Raw genomic sequence first — 15,432 nt, 5'->3', positions numbered from 1 at the left:
TTTATTAGCTCTAGCTCTAGTCTAGACACCGAAAGAAAGCTTATGCAACTCTCACCTTCTATATTCAAAGCTTACGACATCCGCGGCATTATTGATGAAACTTTAGATCCATCGATTGCCAAATTGATTGGCCAAGCTTTTGGTACTGAAATGTGTGAGCTTGGTGAAACTGAGATTGTGATTGGCCGCGACGGTCGTTTATCAGGCCCTAGCCTAATTAAAGCCTTGACTGAAGGATTGCTGTCTACTGGTATTAATGTGATCGATTTGGGCATGGTCGCTACACCGATGGTGTACTTTGGAACCAATCAAACACTGAACGGCAAGAAACCAAAGTCCGGCATCATGATTACCGGCAGCCACAACCCCCCTAACTACAATGGTTTCAAGATGGTTCTGGGTGGTGCAGCTATTTATGGCGATCAAATTCAGGCGCTACGTAAACGCATTGAAGAAAAGAAATTTGCTACCGGCCAAGGCAGCAGAACCGAGTTTGATATTTTCCCAATGTACCTAGATCGCATTATTGGTGATGTGAAATTAGCCCGCCCTATCAAGATTGCTGTCGACTGCGGCAATGGTGTTGGCGGTGCATTTGCCGGAAAACTCTTTAGGGCTTTGGGTTGTGAAGTACAAGAACTCTTTTGTGAAGTAGATGGTCATTTTCCAAATCACCATCCAGATCCTGCACACATTGAGAACCTCCAAGATCTCATCAAGAACTTACAGACTACCGATAATGAACTCGGACTTGCTTTTGATGGCGATGCCGATCGCTTAGGTGTGGTCACTAAGGATGGTCAGGTAATCTTTCCAGACCGCCAAATGATGCTCTTTGCTAAAGATGTTCTGTCACGCAATCCAGGTGGTCAAATTATTTATGACGTTAAATGCACTCGTAATCTCGCAACCTATGTGAAGCAATATGGCGGAGAGCCGCTGATGTGGAAAACAGGTCACTCCTTGGTTAAAGCCAAACTCAAAGAGACAGGCGCTCCACTCGCCGGCGAAATGTCAGGGCATATTTTCTTTAAGGATCGTTGGTTTGGTTTTGATGACGGCCTGTATACAGGCGCACGTCTTCTAGAAATTCTGTCAAAAGAAAAAAATTCTAATCAGACGCTCAATGATTTACCAAATGCAATCTGCACCCCTGAATTGCAAATTGCTTGCGCTGAAGGCGAGCCCTTTGCTTTGCTAGAAACTATCAAAGCCCATGCCAAGTTCCCTACTTCTGAGTCCATTAATGCAATTGATGGTGTGCGCGTGGAATATGCTGATGGTTTTGGCCTGGCTAGACCATCTAACACGACCCCAGTGGTAGTGATGCGCTTTGAAGCAGACAGTGAAGAAGCTATTGCCCGCATTCAGGCAGAATTTAAGGCGGTCCTACTGGCTGCCAAGCCTGATGCCAAGCTGCCGTTCTAGCATTTCAGCCAAGATTACTAGGGTTAAGTAAGATTTCGTATGAATTCAACTGTTAGGACCTCGATTGCCTTTGACTACCCCCAGCAAGATTCCGCTGGAGTTACCTGTACAGCCCAAGCTTGGGCAAAGACCCCACCCCAACTGCATGGTACTGAAAAAGCTACCGTCATTGCCCTGATCAAGAAACTGCTAGTTGAGAAAGATGCAGCATTAGTTGCCCACTATTACGTGGATGCAGATATTCAAGACTTAGCAATGGAGACCGGGGGCTATGTTGCCGACTCTTTAGAGATGGCGCGCTTTGGTAAAAATCACCCTGCTAAAAATTTGATTGTTGCCGGCGTGCGCTTCATGGGCGAATCAGCAAAGATCCTTAGTCCAGAAAAACGTGTCTTCATGCCTGACCTCGATGCCACTTGTTCATTAGATCTAGGTTGTGATGCTAGAGACTTTGCAACTTTTAGAGCTGCACATCCAGATCGCACTGTCGTTGTGTATGCCAACACTAGCGCAGCAGTAAAAGCACAAGCCGATTGGATGGTTACAAGTTCATGCGCCCTTGCTATTGTTCATCAACTCAAAGTTGATGGTAAAAAAATCTTGTGGGCACCGGATCGTCATCTTGGTCGCTATATCCAAGAACAAACTGGCGCAGATATGTTGTTATGGAATGGTGCTTGCATTGTTCATGATGAATTTAAGGCAGCGGAACTAGAGATGTTGATGGCTGCACATCCTAATGCAATGGTTTTGGTACACCCCGAATCTCCACAAGCAGTGGTAGACCTAGCAGATGTTGTGGGCTCTACCTCTGCCATGATTAATGCCGTAGTAGAGGGTTCTGCAAATGAATACATTGTGGCAACTGACAATGGTATCTTGCATCGCATGCGTCAATTAGCTCCAAATAAAAAACTTATTGAAGCTCCTACCGCAGGCAATAGCGCCACTTGTAAGAGTTGTGCACACTGCCCTTGGATGGCCATGAATGGCCTACAAGGCATTTTGAATTGTTTAGAAAACGCATCTGGGGAAATCTTGATTGATGAGGAAATTCGAGTTCAGGCATTAGGTTGTATCGAGCGAATGCTCGACTTCACCAAGAGCCATCCTGACCTCTTAGCCAAAGCACAACATGGATTTGTGAAAAATATCGGCGCTGCGTGATTTAGTTACTGATTTCTCTTTCTTTTTTTATTTTCTTTTTAGATAGATATTGTTTTCATGTTTGAATACAACGAAACGCTAGAGCAAGCCCGCCAACGTAATATTGCCGATGCACTCATGGAAGATATTGGCACGGGCGATTGGACTGCAAAGTTAGTGCCTAACAAGCTAGTAAAGGCTCAGCTCATTGTTCGTCAGGAAGCGGTGCTTTGTGGCGTAGATTGGTTTGAAGGGACTCTCAAGAAACTTGATCCCAATACTAAGGTTACTTGGCATTACCTAGAGGGTGATCTCATGAAACCCGACACCAAGGTTTGCGATATCGAGGCTGACTCACAAGCCCTGCTCTCTGCTGAGCGCACCTGTATTAATTTCTTGCAAACGCTCTCTTGGACAGCAAGCATCACCCGCCAGCATGTTGATGCAATTGAAGGTGCCAGCCCTAACCCTAAAGGCTGTGCCGTTCTAGATACTCGCAAGACAATTCCGGGGCTACGCCAGGCACAAAAATATGCAGTACTCGTTGGTGGTGGCAAGAATCAACGCCTAGCACTTTGGCATGGCATTTTGATTAAAGAAAATCATATTGCTGCAGCTGGTAGCGTCACTGCAGCCCTAAAAAATGCACAAGCTCTAAATGCGGGTGTAGATATTCAGATTGAAGTAGAAAACTTTGCGGAACTGGAAGAAGCCTTGACTGCCGGCGCCAAGAGCATCTTGATTGATAACTTTAATACCGATCAAATGAAGCAAGCTGTTGCAATCACTGCTGGACGCGCCTTGCTGGAAGCCTCGGGTGGCATCAATCTAGACCAAATACGCGCTATTGCAAGCACTGGCGTTGACCGCATATCACTCGGAAAATTAACCAAAGATATTAATGCGGTTGATTTTTCGATGAGGATCCTAGGTTAGCTTTCCCTACCCTTATAAATCACCTGCTTTTCCAAGGCATTGCGGATAAATTCAATGTTGTTTCGTAGGCTATAGCAGTCGGCAGTGGCTAGCTTGGCCGCTTTTGAGGCAAGAACCCTTCGCTCCATCTCATTGAGCACTTCAATGTATTCACCACGACGATTGGGTTCGAAGGCTTGAATCGTATTCTGCTCAAACTTATCCAGCTCTTTATAAATTGAATTAATCTGCTTTTTCGCCAGATTGATTCTATAGCTAGGGATTGATTTAATAATGGGATATGAAAAGGCAGCAAAAGGTAGCAAGAGGAAAAACATCCGCTCTAAAAACTCTGCCAACCAAAATGGCAAATACTTCATCAAGGTTGGCGTACCCTTTTCATAGAAAAACTTTGCTTCGTTACTCAGTGGCGCCTCGGTATTCATATAGACAGGGAACTGACCTGCTTTTGAGAAATAGGACTTAGCTCCATTGATTTCTTTGGCAGCTTCCAAAAAGAGAATTTGAATCGCAGGATGTAGGCGATCATCAATTAAGAGATTTGTTGTTGTGGAAATTAGCTGAATGGGGTGATCTGGAATATTGTTTCCCAAGTCAAATCCACCCATAGGGACCGTCAACTCCTCAAAATAAGGCATTAAACGAGTATAGGCATCTGCCCGAATAAATGTCACCAAACGAATATTTGGGTTTTTGATCAGCCTTTGTACATTAGGCGAATCATAGCCGTCCACCAAAAATATGGCATCAATATCCCCTCGCTCAATGGCATTCACAGCATCAGAATTATTCATACTCAATAAATTGGGAGCCGCTGGGTTGAGATGATTTTGCTTCAAGATACTCAGCGCTTGAGTATGGGTGCCACTTCCAACGGCTCCAATATTTATTCTGAGCTTAGCTATATCTCGATCAGAAACATGAATACCTTCATTGAAAGTATTCCTACGGTAAAAAATCCACACGGGCTCATAGTCAATACTACCCAGAGATTGCACGCCAGATAAGTTGTCTACGGCAATCATTCCACCTTGTACAAAAGCCGCTTGAATTGGGTCTTTGCGATCTATTAAATGCTGTAGATTTTCTTTAGAGCCGTGAGTCTCTACTAGTTTGAGCTCAATACCCTTTTTCTCAAAATAGGCTTTATATTTTTCACCCAAGATCTTATAGGATCCACCGGTACCTGTGGCCATTGACACTTTATCGGGTGGGGCGGGTTTAGCAAACCAGATGAGAATAGTTAGAGCGAGAAGTAATAAAAAGATCAATGGCCATACTTCTTTAATTAAGCCAAAGACATTCTTAATCTCATCTACAGCAGTTTGATAAACAGCCGAGATATGTTCGTAGACTTCCTCTTTAAAGCTGACCATGAAATTCCTTGTGATATTGAGTTAGCTTATCACCAAAAATGGAGTTCTATAGCTTTAAGAGACTACGAGGCTGAATCGCTCTCAGCGCCTTCCACCTGAGGGGTAAGAATGGTTGGGTAAGAAACAGCCCAAGTGCCTGGATAATCGCGACTGTAATGTAATCCCCGACTCTCGCGGCGCATTAGAGCCGAGCGGACGATCAACTCAGCGCACTCCAATAGGTTTCTGAGCTCAATTAAATCGCGCGTTACTTTGAAGTTGGCGTAATACTCTTGCACCTCGTAGCGCAGTAGTTTAATACGATGTAGAGCTCGCTCAAGACGGCGATTAGTTCTGACAATACCGACATAGTTCCACATGAGAGAACGGAGCTCATCCCAGTTATGAGCAATGACTACCTGCTCATCAGCATCTTCCACCTGACTCTCATCCCAGAGGGGTAAATTGGGCATTGCTGGGGCTTTTAATTGTGAAATATCTTCTGCAGCCGCCTTACCAATGACAACGCACTCTAATAAGGAGTTGCTAGCTAAGCGATTGGCTCCATGCAAGCCAGTATAAGTTGCTTCACCGACTGCATAAAGTCCTGGCAAGTCTGTACGACCTTTGAGATCAGTCACCACGCCACCGCAGGTGTAATGCGCAGCAGGAACTACTGGAATGGGCTCTTTAGTAATATCCAAACCAAGACTCATACAACGAGCATAAATCATTGGGAAATGCTCTTTAATAAATGCCTCACCTAAATGAGTAGCATCAAGATGTACATAATCCAAGCCGTGTTTTTTCATTTCGAAGTCGATGGCTCTAGCAACAATATCGCGTGGCGCCAACTCATGACGGTCATCGTGCTCAGGCATGAAGCGTGCGCCATCAGGCAGCTTCAATAAACCGCCCTCGCCGCGCATTGCTTCGGTAATCAAAAATGTGCGATCGCTAGGGTGATACAAACAGGTCGGATGAAATTGAATAAATTCCATATTGCCTACCCGGCAACCAGCGCGCCAAGCCATGGCAATACCATCGCCGGTAGCAGTATCAGGGTTACTGGTGTAGCGGTAAACCTTACCTACACCTCCTGTAGCCAGCACTACTGACTTGGCTTCAATCGTTTCCACGCGGTTGTTTTTAATATCGAGCGCATACACACCATAACAACGGTTCGGCTTAGTGCGCTGCGTCCTAGCGTCAAGCTGGCGATTGGTGATGAGATCAAGAGCAATCCAATGTTCTAAGATCTGAATATTTTTATGTGCTCTTGCTTTATCCAACAGCACCTCATGAATTGCTTTACCGGTGGCATCAGCAGCATGCGCAATTCGGCGATGACTATGTCCACCTTCGCGAGTTAAATGCAAACCCATTGGGCCAGCCTCATCGGTGGTGAACGGAACACCCTGCTCTACCAACCAACGAATAGCCTCAGCACTCTCTTCAGCAATGTACCGGGCAGTAGATTCAACAACTAAACCCGCGCCTGCGTCTAAGGTATCGGCTACATGTGAATCAATACTGTCATGCTCTTTATCGACAACACCAACAATACCGCCTTGCGCCCAAGCTGTCGCAGCCTCACCTAAACCGCGTTTGGCCATCAAAATCACTGGCTGGGATTCAGCCATATGTAATCCGACCGTTAGACCCGCTAAACCCGCTCCAATAATAAGCACGGGTAGCTCTGCCTTGTTGTTGGTTTGTGAGGAGGGTTTTGAACTGGCCATTGAGGTCTTATTCTAAAGGTCCCTAGAGATATCCGCTCATTTATCGCTTAATGTCACGATAGAAGTTTTCGTGAGACCCTATAGACCCCAGATAAATTAGTCTTAGCCCGTCATCCATCGAGTACCCAAGTAAATAAAGCTGATTACCGCTTCTAAACTTAAATACCCATAATTCAGAAAAATCACCGCTCTTTTTTTCTCCAATAGTTGGCTTTTTAGCCACCAGGATTACAGCGTCATCGACATCCTTGGCAGTTTTGTCATTTAATTTTTTGTATTGCCTTAAGAATCGGCGTGTTTGATAAACGTCATACGCCATCAAAGCTTCCTAGTGCGAGGGATGAATGGGGTGGATTGCTCTCTAGGCTCAGCCAATGATGCGAGCGACTCCGTAATGAATGCTACGGGCAAATCTGGGTTATCTATTGCCGCCCGACCTACTTTTGCCCAAAACTCGATCTGCCCGGCAATCGTTCGATGCTCCACCTTGGCTTCAACCTTGGCTAATTCATATAGATCATCATCAATTCTTACCGGCATACCCATTTGGACCCCCTTTACTGTATTTTACTACAAAAGTAGTAATGTGGAATATAGGGTTTAAATACAAACAAGGCTCCATATAGGAGCCTTGTTGTGTTTTTCTTGAGTGATCTTTAAACGTTGGACATAACCTTGGATCCACCTGGGGCATTCGTGCCGTATCCCATGATCTTGGCTGCTTGACCACCTTTGGCCAGCCTCACAGCGCAATACTTAAACTCTGGAATCTTGCCAAATGGATCTAGAGCAGGATTTGTAATGAGGTTAGCAGCAGCCTCATAGTATGCAAATGGAATAAAGATCACACCTCTTGGCGTACCGTCATCCCTTCTCACGTGGATACCCACTTCACCACGACGAGACTGAACAGTAATCACATCACCCGCAGATACACCTAACTGAGTCATATCCTCACCATTCATAGACACAGTTGCCATAGGCTCAATAGCATCAAGCACAGTAGCGCGACGAGTCATACTACCGGTATGCCAATGCTCTAACTGTCGGCCTGTAATCAATACAAATGGGTATTGAGCATCGGGACGTTCATTCGCTGGAATGATGTCGGCAGGTACAAGTTTTACCTTACCATCGGCCGTGGCGAATTGATCATCAAACACAATAGGGCGACCTGGATCTTCAGCGGATAAACATGGATAGGTAACGCTTGATTCTTTCTCCAGGCGCTCCCAAGTAATACCCTTAATAGCACCATGCATGGCTTGACGCATCTCATCATAAACCTCAGCAACACCAGCGTCAGGACCTTGGTAATTCCAATTGAGACCCATACGCTTAGCGATCTCTTGAATAATCCACAGATCAGGCTTGGCATCACCAGGAGGGTTAATTGCTTTCTTGCCCATTTGCACCATACGGTCTGTATTGCTTGCCGTGCCGACCTTCTCAGGCCAAGCACTTGCAGGCAATACGACATCAGCCAGCAAAGCGGTTTCTGTCATGAAGATATCTTGAACTACGAGAAGATCCAAGGAAGCCAAAGCATGACGGGCATGATTTAAATCAGGATCGCTCATCGCTGGGTTCTCACCTTCGACATACATGCCACGAATCTTGTCTGGATCAGAATCAGGCGCAGTGATCTTATGCATGATCTCTACCACGGTATATCCGGGCTTTTTATCTAACGGCGTATCCCAGAATTTCTCAAACCAAGCATGTGCCTCTGGATTATCGACGCGCTGATAGTTGGGGAACATCATTGGAATCAAACCAGCATCACTAGCGCCCTGAACGTTGTTCTGTCCACGTAATGGATGCAAACCAGATCCTGGCTTACCAATTTGGCCTGTGATACTCACTAAGGCAATTAAGCAGCGAGCATTATCAGTACCGTGAACGTGTTGGCTAACACCCATACCCCACAAAATCATTGCTGATTTGGTAGTTGCAAACTCTCTAGCCACTTCACGCAGTGTTTCTGCTGGAATACCGCAGATTGGCGCCATCGCTTCTGGGCTGTAGCCTTTGATGTTCTCTTTTAAGGCTGCAAAATTATTGGCACGATTTTCAACAAAGTTTTTATCAACCAAGTCTTCTTCAATAATCGTATAGATCATTGCATTAAGCATAGCCACATCGGTATCAGGCTTGAACTGCATTGTGCGCCAAGCATGTTTGCTAATCTCGGTCATACGCGGATCACACAGAACAATTTTGGCGCCGCGTTTAGCAGCATTCTTAAACCAGGTAGCAGCAACGGGGTGATTAGCGGTTGGATTTGATCCAATCAACATGATTAAGCTTGAGTGCTCAACATCATTTACCTGATTACTTACTGCGCCAGAGCCTACACCTTCTAATAAAGCAGCAACAGATGAAGCATGGCAAAGACGCGTGCAATGGTCTACATTATTGCTTCCAAAACCTGTACGTACCAGTTTTTGAAATAGATAAGCTTCTTCATTACTGCCTTTTGCAGAGCCAAAGCCAGCCAATACTTTGTTACCGTATTGATCTTTCAGTCTCTTTAAGCCGCCGCCAGCAACTTCCAAAGCCTCTTCCCAGGTTGCTTCACGGAAGATGTCAGACCAGTCTTGCCTGCCTTCAAGCATGGACTCATCCTTTGGAACGCCTGCTTTTCTAATTAATGGCTTAGTAAGGCGTTGTGGATTATGGATATAGTCCATACCAAAACGACCCTTAACGCATAAACGATTGTGGTTTGCTGGGCCATCACGACCTTCTACGCTAACAATCTTTTCGTCTTTGACGTTGTAGGTAATTTGGCAACCAACACCGCAGAATGGACAAACAGAATCTACCTTGCGATCTACCGTTTGCGAACCAATTAAACCTTTAGGCATCAATGCGCCAGTTGGGCAAGCTTGCACGCACTCGCCACAAGCTACGCAGGTGCTCTCGCCCATTGGATCATTCAGATCAAATACGATCTCGCTATGAGCACCACGCATCGCGTAGCCGATCACATCGTTGACCTGCTCTTCACGGCATGCACGTACACAACGATTACATTGAATGCACGCATCTAAATTGACTGCCATCGCCGGATGAGAAACATCACTGCTCACTTTTTCACGGCGGATAGCTCTGAGCTCTGGGCGCACAGTGACATTCATGCGCGCAGCCCAAGTACTGAGCTCGCCATGCTGATTCTTCTGCTCTTCTTCTTTGGTGTCACCTACCCACTTAAAGCCTTCATCAGGCATATCAGAGAGCAGCATCTCCAAGACAAGCTTTTGACTCTTTAGTGCACGTTCGCTATTGGCTTTCACTTCCATGCCAGGTGTTGCACTTCTACAGCAGCTTGGTGCCAATGTACGTTCACCATTAATTTCGACTACGCAAGCACGGCAATTGCCATCTGGACGGTAGCCATCTTTAAAGCACAAGTGTGGAATATCAATGCCGTGACGTTTAGCAGCTTTGAGAATCGTTTCACCTTCATAGGAAACGATGGTCTTGCCGTCTAGCTTAAACTCAACGGTTTGCAATTGAAGTTCTTTAGGATTTGTTGGAGCGTTCATGTTTGTCTCTTTATTCCCTGATTTTTATATTTACTTTTATTAAGCTACTTCTTCCGGGAAATATTTATGAATACAACGAATGGGGTTTGGTGCCGCTTGACCTAGACCACAAATAGAAGCATCCACCATCACCGTGGCTAAGTCTTCTAAAGTTTCTTGATCCCAAGACTTGGCTTGCATCAGTTGAGCTGCTTTGCCCGTGCCTACACGACAAGGAGTGCATTGACCGCAACTCTCATGCTCAAAGAAACGCATGACGTTCAAAGCCATATCGCGCGCCTTATCTTTGTCGCTGAATACCATCACCGCAGCAGAACCAATAAAGCAGCCATAAGGTTGCAAGGTATCAAAGTCGAGCGGAATGTCGTTCATAGTCGCTGGCAAGATGCCCCCCGATGCCCCACCAGGCAAATAGCCGTAAAACTTGTGGCCATCTTGCATGCCACCGCAGTACTCATCAATTAGTTCTTGAATGGTGATACCGGCAGGAGCTAACTTCACACCAGGTTTCTTCACACGACCACTCACGCTGAAGCTACGCAAGCCTTTACGATCATGACGACCGAATGAGCTAAACCACTCTGGTCCGCGCTGGACAATATCGCGCACCCAGTACAAGGTTTCAAAGTTGTGCTCGAGGGTTGGTCTGCCAAACAAACCTACTTGTGCAATGTATGGAGGGCGCATGCGAGGCTCACCACGCTTGCCTTCGATACTTTCAATCATGGCGGACTCTTCACCACAGATATAAGCACCTGCTCCACGACGCAATTCAATCGTAGGTAACTTAAATGGTGGATTAGCTTTTAACTTTGCCAACTCGGCTTCTAGCAACTCTCGGCAGCCATGATATTCATCGCGCAAGTAGATATAGCAAGCATCAATACCAACCACATTGGCGGCAATCAATAGACCCTCTAAGAAACGATGTGGATCGCGCTCCAAGTAGGTGCGATCTTTGAATGTTCCTGGCTCACCTTCGTCAATGTTCACAGCCATTAATTTAGGGGCAACTTGATCCTTCACAATGCGCCACTTGCGACCCGCTGGAAATCCTGCACCACCCAAACCGCGCAAGCCAGAACTTTCCATGGCCTTGATGATGCTCTCAGCGTCTTTCTTACCTTCGTGGATTTCTTGTGCTAAAGCGTAACCACCTTGTGCGCGATAAGACTCGTAACCAACGTAATCAGGACAAACTGTTTGCAGCTCTCCTTGGGGTGATACGCCCTGCTCTGCTAAAGCAGCAGGCTCAAACACAGCATCATCTTTAGCCATCGGATGTGCTGTCAGATTATTTTTGACAGCAGCAGAAACCTTGTCGGCTGTTGCAAATAGCACTGGATATTGGTGAACCACGGCTACAGGCGCCTGCTCGCAACGCCCTACACATGGGGCTGCCACGACTTTAATACTAGGATTGCCAAGGATAGCTGGCAATTTAGACAAGAGATTTTGTGCTCCCGCCAATTCACAAGCAATACCATCGCAAACACGAATCAGAATATCTGCTACTGGATCATTGCCACGTACGACTTCAAAGTGGTGATAGAAAGTAGCAACTTCATATACCTCTGCCATTGGCAAATTCATTTCTTTTGCTAAGGCAACTAAATGTCGATCATGCAAAGCGCGGTATTCATCGTTAAGCTTATGAAGATTCTCAATGAGCAAGTCACGACGATGCGGTGCAATTCCAATAAGTTTGCGCACCTCTGCAATAGAAGCATCATCAGCTTGACGCCCCTTCAACTTACTCTTACGACGAATGGTTTCCCTCAAATCATCTGCCGTTGCCACAGCAACCGCTTTGACTTCTCCAGAAGGCTTTGGATGATTCATATTTTGTAGTCTCTAATTTTTATATTTATTGCTTTGCACGAATGCAAAGTTTTTCCCATCTTGCCCACTAAAAAGTCCTGCCAAGCCAAATACTTAGAAGGCTAGAAATGCGCAAAACAACGCTTTATTTTGGGTTATTTATACCCCCAAGTCCTTGACGGCGCTCAAGGACTTGAATCTAGGGTTTACCCTAATTAAATCAGGGATGGAGAAGGCTTGTCGCCAGGAGGAAGTGAATAATCCAACTTGCGCTCGTAAAGCCTTGCTTTGTAGCAATCTTGGTAGCCTTTGCTGCCAATTTGCCAACCAATTGAGGTGCAGTCTTCTTGAGCGGCTGATTCAATGGAGCCGCAGCCGGTAAGACCCAAAAAGGCAAATAGCGTGAAGATGGAAAAAATGCGCATATTTATTGAATTCATGACCTCAAGTCTACTTGATTCTGATCTCAACATCGAGCGGAATTCCCTCTTTTCCTGCCTCTACCGTCTTGACATCACCAAGCTGAATGCGATCCTTGAGGCTGGGGTCGGATTTGATCATAAATCCGTAAGCAGCTTTAGCCCGCGCCTTAGCCAACTCCTTGAGTTCGCTGTCTGTAATTTCTATGCCAGCAATCAGCTCATTGTGCAATTGCTCGTTACGCCGCTCACCGTCTGGAAGCGTCAAAAGACGCTGCCCTAACTTAATTCTCCCAATATATTCAGCGTAGGCAGACTTGAGTCCTGACTGCACTCTAGGGTCAGACAAGCTTGGCACGGGAATGGGTTCGCCTGGAATTAGTTTGAAGCCTGCATCTTTCAAGATGACTGAATCAGCTTTTGCCCTAGCCAGCTCTTTTCGATCTTGGACCGGGTCATAAGTGCCAACAATCTCTAAACTCGAATTCGGACGCTTGATAAGGTACTCGCCAAATTTTTCTAAGCGATCTTGGTCAACCACTAAAAAAACTGCCTCACCAGGAACCGCGTTAATACCCTCTTCACCGCCAACACCAATTAATGCTGCCAAAGCTCTAAAGGGTGCAGTAGCTATGTTAGTTAGAACATTGCTAATCGCCTGCCATACTAGACCACTAGCACTAAATTCTGGAGAGTCGACATTGCCAGCAATCTTGACGGTGACATCGATGGTGTCGTCAGAGTCTTCAAGCAAGGCAATTGCCAAACCTAATGGTAATTTTTTTCCGGCAAAGTCTGGCACCTCATCACCAAGCACCACCTTCTTGATGATGATCTGATTGCTACCATTAAGGTCACCTTCTTTAGCTTTGTAATTTAAATTAAGGTTGAGCCGCCCGCTCGCAATTTGATAACCAGCAAATGTCATGACTGCAGGATTAAATGCGCTCAGAGGTAAATTACGGAAAGTCATCAAGATGTCATGATTACGGCGTGGGTCATCGAACGATGCCTGGCCTTTAGCCCTCATACTTCCTGAACCTGCAACAACCCCATCCATAGCCACCGTGGCAAAACGCCCCGGTGTATTACTAACCCCTAAGAGAGTGGCATTGAATTTTTTCACATCCACCTTGAAATGCGGACGCATCGCCAAGTCCGAAAATAACACTTCGCCATTCTTGAGGTTAGTAGAACGTATGTCGAGACTAAATGCAGTTGATTCCTTTGATTTAGGGGCGTCAGTAGCTTCAGTTTTCTGCTCACTTGCAGGCTTGGTAAATAATCTTCTGAAATTAGAAAACCCTTCCTCATTGATTTCAAATTGAAGTGCTGGTGAATCAACAATCAACTCATCAATTGAAAGACTATTGCTGGTCGCTTGTTTCGATTTCAGGCTTTTATATTCCAGCTGACGAATATCTGCCATCTTCCAAAGAATCAAAGGATGTTTTTGATCTTTTTCCAGAATCGTTAAATCCGAAATATGAATATCGCCAGCGACCACATCGGCATCTGGTCCAAATTTGAGAGCGAGTGTTGAATTCATTGCACCGCTTTTACCTATTAATTCTTTATTCGCAGGCAAGAGCGCAATCAGTGGAGCGGTTGCTAAATTCACAAGCTCCAACTGACCATCTACCGACTTTGATTCAGTATTAAAGTCCCAACGAGAGCGAATAGCGCCATCATCCAACTTCACATTCAGCTGCACACCCAACTTACCAGGCTGAGGATTATCCAGCCCTCCCGCAATAGCAACGCGCTGATAACTAATAGTTTTGTTAACGCCGGGCACCAAAACCTGTAAGACGCCAAGATTAAAGTCGTATTGGCCGCGAACACCTGCCACCACGCCCTGCTTATCGTAGTTGGCCACATTAAGTAACCTCATCGTAAAAGGACTTAGCTCTTCCTTTAAATTAGTAGAGTCGTCTAACAAGCTTAATGAGGCCGAACTCACTTGCAGTTCATCGACAGATATTTTGAGCGCTTTATTGGATTCAGTAGGATCAGTAGATGGTATTGATTTCTCAAGCACGGCAATCAGCTCCTGCCAATTCCACATTGCTGAACGGGCGTCCTTATGTAACGTCCTCTCCACCAACACTTTTGGCTCGGCCAATAAGATCTCATCAAAGCCCAACTCACCTAGGACTAATTTTGTCCATTTGATAGAGATAACGAGCTTTTTAAAATCCAGTAATTTTGCACCGCCTGACTTTGCTAACTTAAAACCATCAAGCTCTAATTTCAGTCTAAGCGGCGAAATACTGAGATCTTGATAAGCAATCTCATAACCAATCTTAGTACCAAATTCAGAGGCGGACCTTTTGATCAACCCCGGAACCAAGAGGTGAGCCCCCGCCCAAAAGATGATGATACAGGAGAGCATCAAGACGCCAAACCAAATCAGCCATTTTTTGAGACGAGGTAATTGAGTCAGAACCATTTAAAGCAATACAAAATAATTTAAAAAGTTACGTTAAATTATTGTGCTGGCGGAAAGCCAGCCTTCTGTGTCCACATATTGTTAAAAATATTAATGATCGGCTTCTCGTATACGCCCGCTTTTGTATAAGGCTCATCCTTTAGCCATGCATCAACATCAGCCCGACTCGGAAAGTCGATTGCAATCAAACTACCTATAGTGGTTTTCCCATCTTCTGATGTGAGGGGTCCAGCAAAAGCCATGCGGTCAGCCATTTTGGCTAAATAAGCGCGATGCTCAGGACGAACTTGAACGCGTAAGTCAGCAGTACCAGGACGATCCATTAATAACATTGTAAAAATCATATTTTCTCCATTGCTTATCTCTATTTTTAATGCCTAACTAACTAGATACTAAGGGAAGTTTCAAAAGAAAAACCACCCGAAGGTGGTTTCTTGACTACTTGGCGGAAGAGGCGGGATTCGAACCCGCGGTAGGCTATTAACCTACGCACGCTTTCCAGGCGTGTGACTTAAACCGCTCATCCACCCTTCCGTACAGCCGGTTATTATACGATTGTCGAAAGGGTAGCCTCTAAAAGCC

The 15,432-nt window shown here is 45.5% G+C and carries 12 protein-coding genes and 1 tRNA gene; 3 read left to right on the top strand and 10 right to left on the bottom strand.

From position 1 onward, the window contains the following. The first annotated feature begins 42 nt into the window (after positions 1 to 42). The 3 genes from ICE93_RS06930 to nadC are packed head-to-tail and all read left to right on the top strand — an operon-like array spanning position 43 to position 3,510. On the top strand, positions 43 to 1,428 hold the full coding sequence (locus ICE93_RS06930) for a phosphomannomutase/phosphoglucomutase (protein WP_216186828.1): 1,386 nt from the start codon (positions 43 to 45) through the stop codon (positions 1,426 to 1,428). A gap of 39 nt (positions 1,429 to 1,467) precedes the next feature. Further along, a complete protein-coding gene (nadA, locus tag ICE93_RS06925) occupies positions 1,468 to 2,595 on the top strand; it encodes a quinolinate synthase NadA (protein ID WP_216186826.1) in 1,128 nt (375 codons plus the stop codon). A 57-nt stretch (positions 2,596 to 2,652) separates the two neighbouring features. After that, a complete protein-coding gene (gene nadC, locus ICE93_RS06920; protein WP_216186824.1) occupies positions 2,653 to 3,510 on the top strand; it encodes a carboxylating nicotinate-nucleotide diphosphorylase in 858 nt (285 codons plus the stop codon). On the opposite strand, the gene ICE93_RS06915 is transcribed toward nadC, so the two are convergent. The 10 genes from ICE93_RS06915 to ICE93_RS06870 form a co-directional block, all read right to left on the bottom strand. Continuing rightward, the gene (locus ICE93_RS06915; RefSeq protein WP_216186822.1) at positions 3,507 to 4,886 is read right to left on the bottom strand and encodes a TAXI family TRAP transporter solute-binding subunit; all 1,380 of its coding nucleotides are present in this window, start codon (positions 4,884 to 4,886) and stop codon (positions 3,507 to 3,509) included. The genes nadC and ICE93_RS06915 overlap by 4 nt on opposite strands. Before the next feature lie 62 nt (positions 4,887 to 4,948). Further along, positions 4,949 to 6,607 (bottom strand): L-aspartate oxidase, encoded by a 1,659-nt coding sequence (gene nadB, locus ICE93_RS06910; protein WP_216186820.1) that lies wholly within the window; start codon positions 6,605 to 6,607, stop codon positions 4,949 to 4,951. Between the two features lie 40 nt (positions 6,608 to 6,647). Beyond that, positions 6,648 to 6,926, bottom strand: a complete 279-nt coding sequence (locus ICE93_RS06905) for a type II toxin-antitoxin system RelE/ParE family toxin (RefSeq protein ID WP_216186818.1) — start codon at positions 6,924 to 6,926, stop codon at positions 6,648 to 6,650. Next, positions 6,926 to 7,147: a ParD-like family protein gene (locus tag ICE93_RS06900; RefSeq protein ID WP_255554526.1), complete on the bottom strand. Its 222-nt coding sequence runs from the start codon at positions 7,145 to 7,147 to the stop codon at positions 6,926 to 6,928. Before ICE93_RS06900 ends, ICE93_RS06905 begins: the two co-directional genes overlap by 1 nt. 116 nt (positions 7,148 to 7,263) lie before the next feature. Next, positions 7,264 to 10,158: a formate dehydrogenase subunit alpha gene (fdhF, locus tag ICE93_RS06895; protein WP_216186814.1), complete on the bottom strand. Its 2,895-nt coding sequence runs from the start codon at positions 10,156 to 10,158 to the stop codon at positions 7,264 to 7,266. 39 nt (positions 10,159 to 10,197) lie between these two features. Continuing rightward, positions 10,198 to 12,000, bottom strand: coding sequence for an NADH-ubiquinone oxidoreductase-F iron-sulfur binding region domain-containing protein (locus ICE93_RS06890; protein ID WP_216186812.1), 1,803 nt, complete (start codon positions 11,998 to 12,000; stop codon positions 10,198 to 10,200). Between the two features lie 194 nt (positions 12,001 to 12,194). Next, a complete protein-coding gene (locus ICE93_RS06885) occupies positions 12,195 to 12,419 on the bottom strand; it encodes a hypothetical protein (RefSeq protein WP_216186810.1) in 225 nt (74 codons plus the stop codon). A 10-nt stretch (positions 12,420 to 12,429) separates the two neighbouring features. Beyond that, positions 12,430 to 14,850, bottom strand: coding sequence for a DUF748 domain-containing protein (locus ICE93_RS06880; protein ID WP_216186808.1), 2,421 nt, complete (start codon positions 14,848 to 14,850; stop codon positions 12,430 to 12,432). A 38-nt stretch (positions 14,851 to 14,888) separates the two neighbouring features. Then, positions 14,889 to 15,194: a YciI family protein gene (locus ICE93_RS06875; RefSeq protein WP_216186806.1), complete on the bottom strand. Its 306-nt coding sequence runs from the start codon at positions 15,192 to 15,194 to the stop codon at positions 14,889 to 14,891. A gap of 99 nt (positions 15,195 to 15,293) precedes the next feature. Continuing rightward, positions 15,294 to 15,384, bottom strand: a tRNA-Ser gene (locus ICE93_RS06870). Positions 15,385 to 15,432: the final 48 nt, after the last annotated feature.

The organism is Polynucleobacter sp. MWH-HuK1 (genome assembly GCF_018881815.1).
Taxonomy (GTDB): domain Bacteria; phylum Pseudomonadota; class Gammaproteobacteria; order Burkholderiales; family Burkholderiaceae; genus Polynucleobacter.
The sequence above is the reverse complement of the archived record's forward strand: the minus strand, read 5'-3'. Positions and strand labels throughout refer to the sequence as shown.